The sequence below is a fragment of the Klebsiella sp. HMSC16C06 genome (assembly GCF_001808325.1).
Classification (GTDB): Bacteria; Pseudomonadota; Gammaproteobacteria; order Enterobacterales; family Enterobacteriaceae; genus Klebsiella; species Klebsiella variicola.
Map to the genome: position 1 here is coordinate 80323 of NZ_KV793000.1, position 16146 is coordinate 96468.

14 protein-coding genes and 1 pseudogene are annotated in these 16146 nt (G+C 50.9%); 10 read left to right on the forward strand and 5 right to left on the reverse strand.

From position 1 onward, the window contains the following. Positions 1 to 192 precede the first annotated feature (192 nt). The 3 genes and pseudogenes from HMPREF3142_RS29855 to HMPREF3142_RS11690 all read left to right on the forward strand — a co-directional run. A pseudogene (locus tag HMPREF3142_RS29855) lies at positions 193 to 427 on the forward strand (Arm DNA-binding domain-containing protein); the annotation flags it as partial. Between the two features lie 233 nt (positions 428 to 660). After that, on the forward strand, positions 661 to 1560 hold the full coding sequence (locus HMPREF3142_RS11685) for a HamA C-terminal domain-containing protein (protein ID WP_223170042.1): 900 nt from the start codon (positions 661 to 663) through the stop codon (positions 1558 to 1560). Positions 1561 to 1565: 5 nt separating this feature from the next. Continuing rightward, entirely contained in the window at positions 1566 to 4154 is a 2589-nt protein-coding gene (locus tag HMPREF3142_RS11690; protein ID WP_049155801.1) for a DEAD/DEAH box helicase, read from the forward strand. Positions 4155 to 4189: 35 nt separating this feature from the next. On the opposite strand, the gene HMPREF3142_RS11695 is transcribed toward HMPREF3142_RS11690, so the two are convergent. Then, on the reverse strand, positions 4190 to 5332 hold the full coding sequence (locus HMPREF3142_RS11695; protein ID WP_048268211.1) for a Fic family protein: 1143 nt from the start codon (positions 5330 to 5332) through the stop codon (positions 4190 to 4192). Between the two features lie 753 nt (positions 5333 to 6085). Here HMPREF3142_RS11695 and HMPREF3142_RS11700 point away from each other — a divergent pair. Together HMPREF3142_RS11700 and HMPREF3142_RS11705 are read left to right on the forward strand one after the other, a co-directional pair. After that, the gene (locus HMPREF3142_RS11700) at positions 6086 to 7462 is read left to right on the forward strand and encodes a pyridoxal-phosphate dependent enzyme (protein WP_162493234.1); all 1377 of its coding nucleotides are present in this window, start codon (positions 6086 to 6088) and stop codon (positions 7460 to 7462) included. Positions 7463 to 7473: 11 nt separating this feature from the next. After that, positions 7474 to 8622 carry a trans-sulfuration enzyme family protein gene (locus HMPREF3142_RS11705; RefSeq protein WP_064171219.1) on the forward strand — a complete coding sequence of 383 codons (1149 nt, stop codon included), beginning with the start codon at positions 7474 to 7476 and terminating at the stop codon, positions 8620 to 8622. Here the strand turns inward: HMPREF3142_RS11705 and HMPREF3142_RS11710 are convergent, their stop codons facing one another. After that, positions 8623 to 9534, reverse strand: a complete 912-nt coding sequence (locus HMPREF3142_RS11710) for a LysR family transcriptional regulator (protein ID WP_048268213.1) — start codon at positions 9532 to 9534, stop codon at positions 8623 to 8625. 97 nt (positions 9535 to 9631) lie between these two features. Between HMPREF3142_RS11710 and HMPREF3142_RS11715 the strand changes: the two genes are divergently transcribed. From HMPREF3142_RS11715 to HMPREF3142_RS11725, 3 genes are all read left to right on the forward strand, one after another. Beyond that, the gene (locus HMPREF3142_RS11715) at positions 9632 to 10234 is read left to right on the forward strand and encodes a short chain dehydrogenase (protein ID WP_012540553.1); all 603 of its coding nucleotides are present in this window, start codon (positions 9632 to 9634) and stop codon (positions 10232 to 10234) included. A gap of 86 nt (positions 10235 to 10320) precedes the next feature. After that, a complete protein-coding gene (locus HMPREF3142_RS11720) occupies positions 10321 to 10665 on the forward strand; it encodes a hypothetical protein (RefSeq protein WP_012540552.1) in 345 nt (114 codons plus the stop codon). 199 nt (positions 10666 to 10864) lie between these two features. Beyond that, positions 10865 to 11053, forward strand: coding sequence for a hypothetical protein (locus tag HMPREF3142_RS11725; protein WP_008806492.1), 189 nt, complete (start codon positions 10865 to 10867; stop codon positions 11051 to 11053). A gap of 196 nt (positions 11054 to 11249) precedes the next feature. Here HMPREF3142_RS11725 and HMPREF3142_RS11730 read toward each other — a convergent pair whose 3' ends face one another. From HMPREF3142_RS11730 to HMPREF3142_RS29405, 3 genes are all read right to left on the reverse strand, one after another. Beyond that, the gene (locus HMPREF3142_RS11730) at positions 11250 to 12431 is read right to left on the reverse strand and encodes an aminotransferase-like domain-containing protein (protein ID WP_008806493.1); all 1182 of its coding nucleotides are present in this window, start codon (positions 12429 to 12431) and stop codon (positions 11250 to 11252) included. A 145-nt stretch (positions 12432 to 12576) separates the two neighbouring features. Beyond that, positions 12577 to 14442, reverse strand: a complete 1866-nt coding sequence (gss, locus tag HMPREF3142_RS11735) for a bifunctional glutathionylspermidine amidase/synthase (RefSeq protein ID WP_025710485.1) — start codon at positions 14440 to 14442, stop codon at positions 12577 to 12579. Positions 14443 to 14518: 76 nt separating this feature from the next. After that, entirely contained in the window at positions 14519 to 14641 is a 123-nt protein-coding gene (locus HMPREF3142_RS29405; RefSeq protein ID WP_176747614.1) for a hypothetical protein, read from the reverse strand. A gap of 20 nt (positions 14642 to 14661) precedes the next feature. Between HMPREF3142_RS29405 and HMPREF3142_RS11740 the strand changes: the two genes are divergently transcribed. Together HMPREF3142_RS11740 and yghU are read left to right on the forward strand one after the other, a co-directional pair. Next, entirely contained in the window at positions 14662 to 15222 is a 561-nt protein-coding gene (locus HMPREF3142_RS11740) for a DsbA family protein (RefSeq protein WP_004150918.1), read from the forward strand. A 47-nt stretch (positions 15223 to 15269) separates the two neighbouring features. Beyond that, positions 15270 to 16136: a glutathione-dependent disulfide-bond oxidoreductase gene (gene yghU / locus HMPREF3142_RS11745; RefSeq protein ID WP_008806496.1), complete on the forward strand. Its 867-nt coding sequence runs from the start codon at positions 15270 to 15272 to the stop codon at positions 16134 to 16136. Positions 16137 to 16146: the final 10 nt, after the last annotated feature.

Here is a 16146-nt window from a genome sequence, read left to right on the forward strand (position 1 = left end):
CGCCTGCGGCGTTAGTCCGAGTCCGGGCACCACTTTTCTGTTTTTATGCTTCTCTATGCACCCCATCGTTTATTAAATTCAATAGGTTAGATTAAAAATCTTTCCAGATACGTTTCTATTTATCTCTATGTATTCGGAAAATTTGGGGTCAAATTGCGGGTCATTCAGTTCGATGAATGAAGAGACCCTCATGTGACTCTGAATGACAGTAAAATCCGCGCTGCAAAGCCCCTCGCAAAATACTACAAGCTCACCGACACACAAGGTCTGTACCTGACGATATTTATCACCGACTCTAAGCTATGGTATTTCCGCTACCGTTTTGAAGGTGAGGAAATCCTCTGGCCTTTGGCCCTATCCATAGATTACGCTGGCGGAAGCCCACGAAAAGCGCGATGCGGCGCGTAAGCTGCTGATATCCGTAATTATTTGTTTTATAGGTAGTTTAACTTATTTGACATATTAAAAATCGCATTAGTAAAAAACATTCATTTCATTAATAAATTCTTGTCCAAATGGCTTACCGTGGTTCTAGGGTACAGCGAATTTAATTGAAAATTACTCTTGACTGTGTTTTTATACAGTATATATACTGTGAGTATAAAATCGACAAAACGAGGCACACATGATAAATTTCATCCATGATAACAACAAGGTATTATGGATATGCTGCTGCCCATACGAGTCAACAAGCGGTTCTTGAATTTATTTAGAACACTTACATTAGACAAAGCACCACGGCAATCTACCGTAAACTTACATGTTCTAAACATTGAGAGTAACAGTTTTGTTTATAACAAATTGGTTGAGGAATTAAGAGACTTAATAGTCTGTTACGTACATTCGAATAGAAGAATAGCTGAGTTTGAAAAAAATCATCCATCTTTTAGTCCCAAACCATATTTAGAGGCAATACAGAAATTTCGTACCTATACATCAAATGAAGGTGAGTTAGGTGAACTACTATTATACGCATTCCTTGAATCAGGTCTCAACGCACCTAAATTACTATCCAAAATGGAGCTAAAGACTGATGCAAATGATTATATCAAAGGTTCCGATGGTATACATTTATTAGAGATCGACAATAATTATCAACTAGTCTTTGGCGAGTCCAAAATGTACTCGGACTTACTGGAGGGGGCTCGTGAAGCGTTTGACTCTATTGCTGACTTTAAAGCCAACGGATTAGGATTTGAACGAGGTCTAATAGATACTCATGTCATAAATGAAATGGTTACTGAAGAAGGATATGAGACAATAAAATCTATACTATTACCTTCAGGAAATAATGGGCCAAACCTTGATCTAGCTTTTGGCGTTTTCCTAGGATTTGAGTTACCTGTAAGTGATACACAATTGTCTATGAGAAACAACGAATTCCGAGATTGGACATATTCATTAGTAAAAAATAATGCTTCTCGTGTAATTGATACGATAGAAAAAAGAATTATAAAGCATAAACTCTTTGGTCACGACTTTCATATATACATTGTCCCTTTCACAGACATAGATATCACTCGTAAAAAATTAATCCAAGAAATGCTAACAATTGGATAAAAATTATGAACGAAAAAGATGTAGCAAGAAAAATTCCATTAGCACAACGTCTTTCGATGGACGCTTATACAAGTAGCTATTTTAAAGAGATCTATAAATATATATCAATTTTATACGATAATTGTTTGTTTAATAATAACGGCACTCATAATCTGCCATTTGTTGACACAACAAAAATAGAGAAAGCTTTACGTTTTGCTGATATTCTATCTCATTCACTTGTTGAAGCTCATCGAACAAAATCATTTGAAATCATAAGTAAAATAGCTGCATTTCATTCAGATGATCCTTATTTTAAAATGATAGGTTCAGCGGTCATAAATCGTTTAGGTATATTTGCCGCAGATAATTTAATCTCACAAGGAGTACATTTACCGTTAGACCGAGAAATAGAATCATCCATAAAAAAATCATTCCAAAGAACTACTATAGATGGATTATTTTTTACAGACAAACAATATGAACTTTATCAATCCCTAATTACCTCAAACACTTTAAGCTTTGCCGGCCCTACGTCAATGGGGAAATCGTTTGTCATAAATGAATATATAAAACATATTGTTTTTGGTAATGCTAAAAAAAATATAGTGCTCATAGTCCCAACTAGAGCATTAATTAGCCAAAGTACATTAAAATTAAAAAATGAACTAAGAGATGAAATTGATGGCAATCAGTATAAGATAGTAACAACATCTTACATGCTCAGAGGAGGTATTGATCATAGTAAAGGGTATGTTTTCGTATTGACTCCAGAGAGATTAGTTAGTTTAATTAGTACATGTCCTGATATAATTATTGATTATATTTTTGTCGATGAAGCACAAAAACTTACTATTAAAAATGATACACGAAGTCTCGTAACCTATTCCGCGATCGAACAAACATTAAATTTAAATCCAAACGCAAAACTATTTTTCTCATCACCAAATTTATCCAACCCTGAAGTATTTAATGATTTATTTAATCGGGACCATGCTAAAGTTTATCGCAGCATAGAAGGCGCTACAGCTCAGAACTTATACTTTATTGATTTATTAAACAACAAGTTTAGTTATGTTGATAAAAACAAATTAATTGATATAGATAATGTTAATCAGACTTATACATCTGTTAATGATCTTATCTTCCAGATTAACAAAGGGAAAAGTAAGATTATTTACACTGGAGGTATCGATAATACATTATCTCGAACAAGGGATTTCCTACGTTACATAAAGAAATTACAAAGTAACAAGAAACCTCAAAATTTTGATCTAGCATCTCAGGTCCGAGAATTTGTGCATACCGGCTACGAACTTGCTGAAGCTATAGAGTATGGAGTCGCATTTCATTTCGGAAACCTGCCACAAGCAATAAGAGATCTTATTGAATACAACTTTAAAATAGGTAATATTGATTACCTGTTTTGCACATCAACTCTTCTTGAGGGGGTAAATTTACCCGCACGTTCAGTATTTATTTTGACATCAAAAAAGGGTACTAGATATTTTGAACCTGTGGATTTTTGGAATCTCGCAGGCAGAGCTGGAAGACTAGCCATAGAGTTAGCTGGTGATATATTTTGCGTAAAAGATGAAAGTGGGACCTGGAATGATAAAGCGGTAAAAAATTTAATTCTATCCAATAAAAATGAAATTGAACTAACTCCCAGCTTTTATCTTAACGATTCTAAAAGGATTAAAGAGCTAGAACAAATAATAAAAACTGGTTCTACTGAGGGGATTCAAAATAGCGAATTTCTCAGAACACTAAGTGATATGGTAAGGATTGATACCCTACGAACTGACAAAGCCAATAATTTACCACTTATCAATTATTTCAGAAATAATGGAAATAACGATATATTACATTATGCCTTGAAAAGCATAGATAACATTAACATACCTACACATATTTTATTAGCAAATAGCCATATTGCTATTAACTCACAACATAATGCATTTAATTGCATCAGGAATTATTCAATTGACGAACTAAAGTTATCATGGAATCCTACAAATGAAGAAATAAAAGAAAAATTGGCCCTCATATTCAATATTTATCAAATAGATAAATATAGTAAAGGATTAAACCGTCTTAATTTTAATTCAATTCCATATTACGCAGTCATTTTAACTAAGTGGATGCATGGCAATACATTAAGTGAAATTATCTCTGACGCGATTGTTTATTACATATCGAATAGAAAGAATATCTATCTTTCAGATAAGACTCAAGAGCCATTTGATCAAAATAATTCTATTCATATAACAAAATTAGTAAATGATACAATTAAAGATATAGAATTAAAAATAGGTTATCAACTACAAAATTATATTTCACATTATTGCCAACTTCTTTCACTTGTTTTTGAAAATAACCCGGGAGCAAATTGGTCACAATTCATAGAGTTTGGCTCGAATGATCCGATTGTATGGCAACTGCAATTTATGGGATTTTCCAGACATTGTGCAATATTTTTAAAGAAAAACTTCCCTAAACACCTTAAATATGATCAAGAAAACAATCAGTTATACATATTAAACAGAGCTGAAATCAAGTCAAAGGTTAAACAGAACAAATTATATTGGCTTGAAATTCAGGCCCTGCTTTAACATAACACCCCATCTGAATTACAGATGGGGTGTTATCACAAGTCAGGAATAAACCCCTCGTCCCGCAGAACCTTAATCACCCCACGAATCAGATACGAGTTAGAAAACTTCGCCGTATAGGTACGAGCCCCCTGTTCTACCGGCTGAAGCAGTCCCCGCTCAATCAGCTTACCAAGCTGATAAGTCACCTGCGTCGGTTTCAGATCGGGCAAAACAGCGCGGAGATCGCCCGCTTTTATCGTCCCCAGTTCAACAGAACGTTTCAAAACCTTTGATTCCAGCGGATTTATCACTCCTCTCTCCGACGAAAAATCGATGGCCGGATACAGGATCTTTTCACTCAGGAAAGCGTGGTTTGTCAGTTGATCGACTTTCTTCAGCTCAGAGGAGATCCCCGAAAGCACATATAAGCACCATTCTTCCAGCCCCTGCTCTGTTCCCTTATCGGCTAACGAAAGCATGGCGTAATAGCGTTCACGATCGTTACAAAATACCGCAGTCGGATTGAGTACCCGGCCACCTGCCTGAACATTAAAACCATACTTGATAAGTAACGCATAGGTCAGCAGCCTGACCGTTCGGCCATTACCATTGCCAAAGGGGTGTATCCAGCCAAAGCGGTGATGCACCAGTGCAATCTTCATCAGATCGTACTTTGGCTTATCGGCACGGTTAATAAAGGCGGTCAGTTCCGCCATATAATCAGCAACGCGGATGTGGTCCGGTGGCAGATGGTCAGACTGAGCGATGCTGACATTATGTTGTCGATATGCGCCGGGCGTTCTGTCGCCTTCCTGTTGCAGCCCGACGACAGCCAGACTATGCAACTCGCGGATAAAATATTCCGTTATCTCATCGCCGTTGCTCAGGTATTCGTCGATATACTCCATCGCGGCTTCAATATTATTGATTTCTTTGAGCTGGTCCGTCGAACTCTGCGTCCCTTCAACTTTGCTTTCAACATAGTCGGCAAGCGTGGTGTGATTTCCCTCAATCCTTGCAGAGCCAAGACTCTCCAGCATGTGGAAAACCGCCTTCAACTGCGCAAACAGGATAGGGTGAACATCGGTTTCCAGCCGCAGGTGTCGGAGTAACTCCAGTTCCGTCAGCGCATCGACCAAAGGGGAGTCAAAGCTGGGGTTCAGAAGCGAGAGTTCAAAGTGATTAAATTGAGCCATGATGTTTAGTTATCTCAACTGGTGCATGACGATATCTCAAAAGTATACCAAAAATACTAATAGAATCTATAAATTAGAAAAAACATCGTTTCTGATTATCTCAAAAACCGTTGTTCCAACATATCAAATATAAGTTTGAAAGATGTTCAACACTAAAGGGAATGGGGCTTTGATTGCATAATGTAGGAGGGGTTGTTTGGCGCTGCTATGTATGGAGTTCCAGCCACTATATGTGGACCTCAGACCGTTATGTGTGGACTTGACTCCACACATAACGAAACCCCATTCGCTAAATAACGATTTTTTATGGGGGCCTTCGTGGGGCGCTGTTTACAAGAAATACCAACAACACCAATAACAAACAGCACGTTAATCGTGGATATGATTCCGAGTCCGCCACTTATTCAGAGAACCCAGCCTATGGCTGGGTTTTTGCTTTTCTGCGCCCTATATCTGTAGGTTTCTACCACGCCGTATCCTCTGTGCCATTAAGGCCTATTCCCCATAGAATTTTTTCGAAAATACATTTTCAGATATCAGATAACACGCTGATTCAAATCGCCATTTTCTCGCCAAAAGCGGCTAAAAACGCCCTTTTCTGGCAATCGATCCGCCCAGGTGGCTACCCTGCTTTCCCTCCAGATGGCCAAATAGCATCTTATATTCCATTTGACGCTAACAGGCAGAGAAATGTTCTTTAAATTACCGTTTTCACAGCTCTACCATGCAAAAATATCTTAAACGAGTGGGTAAATGGTTATGTCACTGTTTCATTCCGTGAGCGACCTGATCGGTCATACTCCCCTGCTCCAGTTGCACAAACTGGATACCGGCCCCTGCAGTCTGTTTTTAAAACTGGAAAATCAGAATCCCGGCGGGTCAATTAAAGATCGCGTTGCGCTGTCGATGATTAATGAAGCCGAGCGCCAGGGAAAACTGGCGCCCGGAGGAACGATAATCGAAGCCACCGCCGGCAACACCGGCCTCGGCCTGGCGCTGATCGCGGCGCAGAAAAATTACCGGCTGATCCTGGTGGTGCCGGACAAAATGAGCCGCGAGAAAATCTTTCACCTGCGGGCGCTGGGCGCGACGGTGCTGCTCACCCGTTCCGACGTCAATAAAGGCCATCCTGCCTATTATCAGGATTATGCCCGCCGCCTTGCCGATGAAACGCCGGGCGCCTTTTATATCGACCAGTTTAATAACGACGCTAATCCGCTGGCGCACGCTACCTCCACCGCGCCGGAGCTTTATCAGCAGCTGGAGGGCGATATCGACGCCGTCGTCGTCGGCGTCGGCTCCGGCGGTACGCTGGGCGGGCTTCAGGCCTGGTTTGCTGAACACTCGCCGAAAACGGAATTTATTCTCGCCGATCCGGCGGGTTCGATCCTTGCCGATCAGGTCGATACCGGACGCTACGGCGAAACGGGATCCTGGCTGGTCGAAGGGATCGGCGAAGATTTTATCCCGCCGCTGGCCAGGCTGGAGGGGGTACATACCGCGTATCGCGTCAGCGACCGCGAAGCGTTCCAGACTGCGCGCCAGCTGCTGCAGGTCGAGGGCGTGCTGGCCGGCTCTTCCACCGGCACCTTGCTCAGCGCCGCCCTGCGCTACTGCCGGGCACAAAGCCGTCCGAAACGGGTGGTGACCTTCGCCTGTGATAGCGGCAATAAATACCTGTCCAAAATGTTCAACGATGACTGGATGCGCCAGCAAGGACTGATCGCCCGGCCCGAACAGGGCGATCTCAGTGATTTTATCGCCCTGCGCCATGACGAAGGCGCCACCGTCACGGCCGCGCCGGACGACACCCTGGCCGCAGTCTTTACCCGCATGCGGCTGTATGACATCTCCCAGCTGCCGGTGCTGGAGGATGGCCGCGTGGTCGGCATTGTCGATGAGTGGGATTTGATCCGCCACGTACAGGGCGATCGCCAACGCTTCTCCCTGCCGGTCAGCGAAGCGATGAGCCGCCATGTTGAAACTCTCGATAAGCGTGCGCCAGAGAGCGAACTGCAGGCTATTCTCGATCGCGGTCTGGTGGCGGTGATCGCTGACAACGCGCGTTTTCTTGGCCTGGTCACCCGCAGCGATGTTCTAACCGCCTGGCGTAACCGAGTCGCACAATAAGGAATTTTTTTATGTCATCTATCCACACCCTGAGCGTACATAGCGGAACCTTCACCGACAGCCACGGCGCAGTGATGCCGCCGATTTACGCCACCTCCACTTTTGCTCAGCCGGCGCCGGGGCAGCATACCGGCTATGAATATTCCCGCAGTGGGAACCCTACCCGCCACGCGCTGGAGACGGCGATCGCCGACCTGGAAAACGGCACGCGCGGCTACGCGTTCGCCTCCGGGCTGGCCGCCATCTCCACCGTGCTGGAGCTGCTGGATAAGGACAGTCACCTGGTGGCGGTCGATGATGTGTATGGCGGCACTTACCGCCTGCTGGAAAACGTGCTCCGCCGTAGCGCTGGTCTGCAGGTGAGCTGGGTGAAACCCGACGACCTGAAGGGGATTGAAGCGGCGATCCGCCCCGATACGCGCATGATCTGGGTGGAAACGCCCACCAACCCGCTGCTGAAGCTGGCGGATCTCAGCGCCATCGCCGCCATCGCGCGACGCCATAACCTGATCAGCGTCGCCGATAACACCTTCGCCTCGCCGGCGATCCATCGCCCGCTGGAGCATGGATTTGATATTGTGGTGCACTCCGCGACCAAATACCTCAACGGCCATTCCGATGTCGTCGCCGGCCTGGCGGTGGTTGGCGATAACTCCGAGCTCGCGGAAAAGCTTGGCTATCTGCAGAATGCGGTAGGCGGTGTACTCGACCCGTTCAGCAGCTTCCTGACGCTACGTGGTATCCGTACCCTGGCGCTGCGGATGGAGCGCCACAGCGCGAACGCGCTGCAGCTCGCCGAATGGCTGGAACAGCAGCCGGAAGTGGAGCGAGTCTGGTTCCCCTGGCTGGCCTCGCACCCGCATCATCAGCTGGCGCGCCAGCAAATGGCGCTGCCCGGCGGCATGATTTCGGTGGTGGTGAAGGGCGATGAAGGTTACGCCGAGCGCATTATCAGCAAGCTGCGCTGGTTTACGCTTGCGGAGAGCCTGGGCGGCGTGGAGAGTCTGGTGAGCCAGCCGTTCAGCATGACCCATGCCTCGATCCCGCTGGAGAAACGTCTGGAGAATGGCATCACGCCCCAGCTGATCCGCCTGTCGGTGGGGATCGAAGATCCCAACGATCTGATTGCCGACTGGCAGCAGGCGCTGCGGGAGGAGTGATTATTCCGACGCGCGGGTCATTGTCAGCGCGTCGGCCATTCCCTGCTGAAGATGGGCAATAAACTGCGTCAGCTTCGGCAGGGGCCGACGATCCTGGCGCCAGAGCAGATGCACGGGTCTCGGCTGCGGGGTCCAGGCCTCCAGCACCCGCACCAGGCTGCCGCTGGCCAGCGCATCGGCCAGCAGCACCTCCGGCTGCATCAGCAGCCCGGCCCCGGCGATTGCCGCCTGGCGCAGCGCGTAACCATCATTGCAGCGTAAAATCGCATCGCGTTTCCAGCGAACTTCCCCCTCCATGCCCGGCAGCCGCCACTCGTTGCGGGCGGTCCAGACCGTATGGGACAGGCAGAGATGATCGGCGAGATCCTCTGGCGTCCCGGGGGTCCCGTAACGCGCCAGATAAGCCGGCGCGGCGCAGATCACCATCCGATACGGCGCCAGATAGCGGGCCACCAGATCCTCCTGATGGATCTCGCCAATCCTGATCGCCAGATCGACCCCCTCATCCACCAGATCGACCATCCGGTTAGTCAGATCCAGCTCCACCCGGACCGCAGGCCAGGCCTGCAGGAAGGTGGAGGTCAGGGGCGCGATCACGCTGGCGCCAAACGAGGTGGGCGCACTCACTCGCAGGGTGCCGGCGGGCGCCAGCCGCAGCCGCTCGACCGCGCTTTCGGCGATAGAAACCTGCTCCATCACCCGTTTCGCTTCGTCAAAATAGACCCGCCCGGCGTCGGTGAGGCTCTGGCGTCGGGTGTTACGCTCCAGCAGACGCGTCGCCAGCTGGCTTTCCAGCTGGGCGATATATTTTCCGACCATCACCGCCGACAGCCCCAGGCGCGACGCCGCCCCGGTAAAGCTGCCGCACTCCACCACGGCAATAAACGTCTCCATCCCTCGCAGCTTATCCATATTGCTAACCTCTGGTTAGTAATGTTCTAACTTTTAGCCAGTTTATCCGATATTCGTTTTATTAAAGAATAGCGTCTCACCTCATCAGGAGTCAGCTATGAAAATTATCGTTATCGGTGCCAGCGGCACCATCGGTCGTGCGGTCAGCGAAGAGCTGAGCCAGAGACATGACGTTATCCGCGTCGGCCGCACCCGGGGGGATTATCAGGTGGATATCACCTCGCAGGAGAGCGTCGAGGCGCTGTTTGCCCAAACGGGCGAAGTAGATGCGATTGTCTCCACCACCGGCAATCTGCACTTTGGGCCGTTAAGCACCATGACCGACAGTCAGTTCAACCTCGGGCTGCAGGACAAGCTGTTGGGGCAAATTCGCCTGGCGCTGATCGGGCAGCATTTCCTGCGTGACGGCGGGTCGATTACTCTGGTCAGCGGTATTGTCGCCCAGGAGCCCATTGCTCAGGGGGTCAATGCCACGACGGTCAACGCCGGTCTGGAGGGCTTTGTGCGCGCCGCCGCCTGCGAACTGCCACGCGGGATCCGCATCAATCTCATTAGCCCCACCGTGCTCAGCGAGTCGCTGGCGGCCTACGGCGACTTTTTCCCGGGCTTTGCCAGCGTCCCCGCCGCCGCCGTGGCGCAGGCCTATCGTCGCAGCATTGAAGGCGTTCAGACCGGCCGCATCTACCCGGTCGGCTACTAGCCTGTGCCGGCCCGCCGGGGCCGGCGCTTACATCAGGCCGTCATTGCAGGTACACTGACGGCTGATTGTCTCCGACCGAAAAACTGATGTTGAAAAAATTACCTTTTATTATCCCGCTTTTGGCGCTTATCGCGCTGCTGGTCTGGTGGTTCACCCCGCATTACACCGCAGATGAAGAAGCCTACTACCGGGCAGTCTTTTGCATGATCGATCATGACGACAGCCGCCAGTTCCTCCACGATATGCAAAATATCGTCGAAGGGGGAAATTCGGACTATGCATTGCATAAAACCCATTACCTGCCGGCGCTGGGGCAGCGGATGCTGGACACCTGGCGCCAGCTCAGCGCGCAGGAGCAGCAAACACTGGGCGAAGATCGGCAGCGCTGTGGCGAGATATTGCGCGAAAAACAGCAGGGAAAATCATCCTGATGGGGGGCGAAATCGCAGTATATCTTCAGCGTCGAATGAGATTGTGCTGTTGGTAGCCAGATGACCGCCATAAAACACCCCGCTCTTGCGGGGCCGCGATATGACGTTTTTTTCTGCTGCGACATACTATAAAAAGTAGTTGATCTGGTACGAACTAACTCTTATTTTGCTTCTCAGTTTTCAAAATGAGATAAAACTGATGCCAGTCATTATTGCCAGTAGTATTAAAGAAGCCAACGCATTGATTAACGGTGGGAAATACAGGGAAATTATTCTCAACTTCGATATTGATGCCGATGACTTTTTCTCTCTCGCCAGCCATTCTGCTGGGACAAAAATCTCCATCTCCGACCGAAACGATCGCTCTCCGGTAAAATCAGAAAAATAATTAACCCGCGAGGGACATTTATGTGGTTGTTTATTGGCACCTTTGCGGTTGCTTTTCTCGCATCGCTGATGCTGGTCTGGCTGGATGACCGGATCGCCGAGACAGATTGACCCTGGCGCTGGACGCTAACGTCAGTTCCTCCCGCTCTCGCCGCGAAGGGCTGTGCGCCGTCGTTACGCGGCGCACAGCAGAGTCATTACAGGGAGGCCGCCAGCCGCTCAACGGCCGTCAGCAACCCGGCCTCAGACACCGTGGAGTAGGAGAGACGCAGAGTACGGGTATCCGGCTTATCGTGATAGAACGCTTCGCCAGGAACGTAGACTACGCCGTTTTCCAGCGTTTTCTTCATCCATTCCATGGTATCGAACGGATAGCGGAAACGCGCCCACAGGAACATGCCACCCTGCGGGCGGCTGAATTCCAGGTGCTCGCCAAGGCGGCTTTCCAGCGCGTCGGCCAGCGCCACACACTTCTTGCGGTAGTCTTCGCGAATCAACGCAATCTGGTTCTCCAGCCGGTTCATGCCAAGGTACTCCGCGGTGATCACCTGCGAAAGCATATTGGTATGCAGATCCGCCGCCTGCTTGACGATCACCGTCTGCTGCGCCAGCCAGTCCGGCATCACGACCCAGCCGATGCGCATCCCCGGCGCGAGGATCTTCGAAAAGGTCGAGGTGTAGACCACCTGATCTTCACAGCCCAGCTCAACCGCGTGCTGATAGAGCGGGCGTCGAACGGCGTCAGTGAAGCTAATTTCGCCATAGGGATCGTCTTCCAGAATGACGAAGTCATATTTTTTCGCCAGCTCAACCAGGCGACGACGACGCGTCTCGCTCAGCGTTTTGCCGCCGGGGTTGCCGAACGTCGGCACCAGATAAACGGCTTTGACGCGGGTGGTCTCCAGCAGGTCGGCCAGTTGCTCCACCAGCATCCCGTCATCATCGGTGTCGACACTGAGAATATTGGCCTGCGCCAGCTGAAACACCTGTAGCGCCGCCAGATAGGTGGGACGTTCAACGACGATAGTGTCACCTGGATCGAGCAGCGTACGGGCAACGATATCCAGCGATTGCTGCGAGCCGGAGGTGATATAGACCTGAGCGGGAGAACAGGTCACGCCACGGGAGTGACAGATTTCACTCACCGCCTGACGTAGCGGCGGGTAGCCCTCCGTCAGACCGTACTGGAATGCGTCATGAAAACGTTCGCTCATCACCTTCTGCACCGCCAGCTCCAGGCCTTCGGTATCAAACAATTCCGGGGCCGGAATGCCGCCGCCAAGCGAGATCACGCCGGGCAGTTTACTGTGCTTGAGAAGTTCGCGGACGGCGGAGGGCTTGAGTTCACCCGCGCGGGCGGCGAGACGCCGATCGTGCATACTATTTTCCTTTTCTGTCTTGTTGTTGTGTTAATTATCTTGGCTTCGTTGCAGGTGTTCCCCGGCGGCGCTGACCATGCCGGGGCTATCCTTTTCTGTACGTTGTCACCCGGACAGGGGTATGCCGCTACCCGGGTTTCGCACGTCATGCTTTGTCTTTCAAAACGATTAACGGCTCGATATCGCTCTCTTTTTTCACCACCAGCGACGAATCGCCGCGCAGGCAGGTACCGCCGTAGTTACCGCCGACGGTAAACGTGCACACCTGAATGTACTTACCGTCCACTTTCGGCAGGCACCACAGCTGCTGGTAGATATTCTTGCGATCGACAAACTGGCCGCTGGTCTTATCCAGAACTTCATCCTGAGGACCGATCAGGTCGATATTGTTCCCGCAGCGCCCGGAAATGGGTTTGACCGCATAACCGGTTTTCGCCAGCTCGTCGTTAACCTCAAAATCGGTATCCAGCAGATAGCGATGATGCGGGAACAGCGACCACAGCACCGGCAGAATCGCTTTGTTGCCGGGGATCACCGTCCACAGGGGTTCGAATACCAATACTTCAGGACGCAGCAGGACGTCAATCAACCGCACCTCATTCTGCGGATGTCCGGTACGAATCGGCACCGCCGCGTACTCATCGGCGCTGACTTCGCGCACCTGCTCAATGGCGGTTTCCCATGCCCAGGTTTTCCAGACGCAGTTGACCAGCCGCCCGTCGGCGTCGATCAACTGGCCGGCGGCGTCCCAGCGCAGCTCATCAAGACCAAAGAGAATTTTGCTCTCAAAACCGGCCTGGGTCAGCGAACGCTGAATAAACTGCGCGTGGTAGTTCTCTTCCAGATCCTTGTCCTGCATGATGTGGACGAAGGGCCGCGCCCGGCTGTGTTTCCACGCCCCCGCCAGCTCATCGAGCAGACCTTCCGCCGGATTGTGGCCGGTACCGTAGTAGCCCTGCTTCAGCCACTGTTCGAGGATCAGCCCGCCTTCGGTATGGCAGGAGGCGGAGTCGGCATTGTACTCGTACACCTTCAGCCCACGCTCATCCATGCAAAAATCCATGCGCCCGGTGATCATATGATGACGACGGCGCTGCCAGGAAAGACGCAGACGCGGCCAGAGGATTTTCGGGATATCAAACAGCGCCAGCAGGTTATCATCCTTCATTACCTTATCGGTGGCGTGCAGATACATCAGGTGCAGCTCGTTGGTGGCCTTGATCAGCTCCTGTTCGGCGCTTTCGCTGATGGTGAAATACTGATAGGGATCCTGGTTAATGAAATGGCCGTTGGCCGCCACATAGGCTTTCTGCAGCGGGTCTTTCTCGTTCAGCCATTTACCGCGGAACTGGCCGTTGTTTGGCAGCCGCGCGCCTTTGATCGCCATCGCCTCACCCGGCAGCACCGGCTGCGGCAGGCTGTGTTCGGTATCGGCGGTCTGGATCATCCAGCCTAAAATTTCGGTATCGGCAAAGGTATCTTTGATGGTGTACCGGCCGTCTTTGACCTCGAGGGTCAGCTCGCGGGTCCACTGCTGGCCCTGCGGCAGCGGCGAGTGAATGACGTTCTGCTCGGCGATACGCACTTTATTGCCCACAAGCTGGGTGATCACCGCGACGTGGCCGGTGTGCTTAAACTCGCCGCCCTTCTGCCAGATCAGCAGCGAACCGGCGATAGGCGGACGGCGGGAGCCATTGGCGAATGCCTGCAGCGGCAGAATGTTGTCATTGACCACTTCGCGCAGGAAACGCAGGGAGAAGATTTCATAGGCCATCCCCACGTCGGTAAAGACAAACCCGTAGGTCAGGAACAGAAAGCGGCGCGCAAATTCAACGCACTGCCATTTATGCCCCATATACTCATTGCCGATGTAGCTGCGAAACGTCGCGTCATCCGGGTAGTCCTGCGGATTTAAGCTACTGTAATTTGATGAATAAATCGCTACGCCGCCGGGTGCGTAGCCTAACAATGTCCCAAACGGGGCGTCACTGCTTGTGGATCCTTTGCTCATTTAGCCTGACCTCAAATTAATGCAGCCCGGGCAGTTGGCGAAACAAAACTCCCTCTTCTTATCCTGCCGCAGGCACTTACCAGACAGAGGTGTCACGATGATACCACTCATTCGTTTCGCTAATCGTGCCGTTAAGGAAAATAACCCTGCAGCCGGAAGCAAAAGTGATATCGTTATCGGTGATATAACAAAAAAACAACGCAACATCAGGAGTCGACAATGAGCACACCCTCGCATCTGAATGCCCAACCGCTGGTCTGGGGACACGGCCCGCGGACGTTTGAGGTGTTCCTTGAGCCCACCTGCCCCTACTCTGTCCGCGCGTTTAATAAGCTCGACGACCTGCTTGATGAGGTCGGCGCCGATAACGTCACCATCAAGATACGCCTGCAGTCGCAGCCGTGGCATCTGTTCTCCGGGGTTATCGTCCGCTGCATCCTCGCCGCGTCCACCCTGCCGCACGGCAGAGAGCAGGCGCATAAGGTGATGCAGGCCGTGGCCGACCATCGGGAAGAGTTTGAGTTTACCGATCACTGCAGCGGGCCGAACATGAACGCCACGCCGCAGCAAATCATTGAGCGCATTGAACGTTACAGTCACGTGCTGCTGGGGGCCGCCTTTGCCCGCCCGGAGCTGCAGGACGTGATCAAGTGGCACAGTAAATACGCCCGTCAGAACGGCATTCACGTCTCGCCGACCTTTATGGTCAATGGCCTGGTGCAGCCGGATCTGGGCAGCGGCGATGATGTCAGCGTGTGGGCCGCGCGGATTATGGCCTGAGGTCACCTGCTACACTTTTTGTACATCCACGAAAAAGGCAAACCAGCATGTCAGAGCAAAACTACCAGCCACCCAAAGTGTGGGAATGGAAGCAAAACAGCGGCGGCGCGTTCGCCAATATCAACCGTCCCGTTTCCGGCGCGACCCATGAACGCGTCCTGCCGGTCGGGACCCATCCGCTCCAGCTATACTCACTGGGCACGCCCAACGGCCAGAAGGTGACGATCATGCTGGAGGAGCTGCTGGCGCTGGGCGTCAGCGGCGCGGAGTACGACGCCTGGCTAATACGCATTGGCGAAGGCGATCAGTTTTCCAGCGGCTTTGTCGATATCAACCCGAACTCGAAGATCCCGGCCCTCAGCGACCACTCCACCACGCCGCCGACCCGGGTATTTGAGTCCGGCAACATTCTTCTCTATCTGGCGGAAAAATTTGGCTTCTTCCTGCCAAAAGATCCTGCCGGCCGCACCGAAACCCTCAACTGGCTGTTCTGGCTGCAGGGCGCGGCGCCGTTCCTCGGCGGCGGCTTCGGCCACTTCTATAACTATGCGCCGGTGAAGATCGAGTACGCGATCGACCGCTTTACGATGGAAGCCAAACGCCAGCTCGACGTGCTGGACAAACAGCTCGCCCGCGGCCGCTATGTGGCCGGCGAGGAGTACACCATCGCCGATATGGCTGTCTGGCCGTGGTATGGCAACGTAGTGCTGGGCAATGTCTATAACGCGGCGGAGTTCCTCGACGCCGGGAGCTATAAAAACGTGCTGCGCTGGGCGCAGGATGTCGGCAACCGTCCGGCCGTCAAGCGCGGACGCATCGTCAACCGCACCAACGGCCCGCTCAATGAGCAGTTGCATGAGCGCCACGACGCCCGCGACTTTGACACCCAAACGGAAGATAAGCGCCAGGCGTAAGGTCTTCACC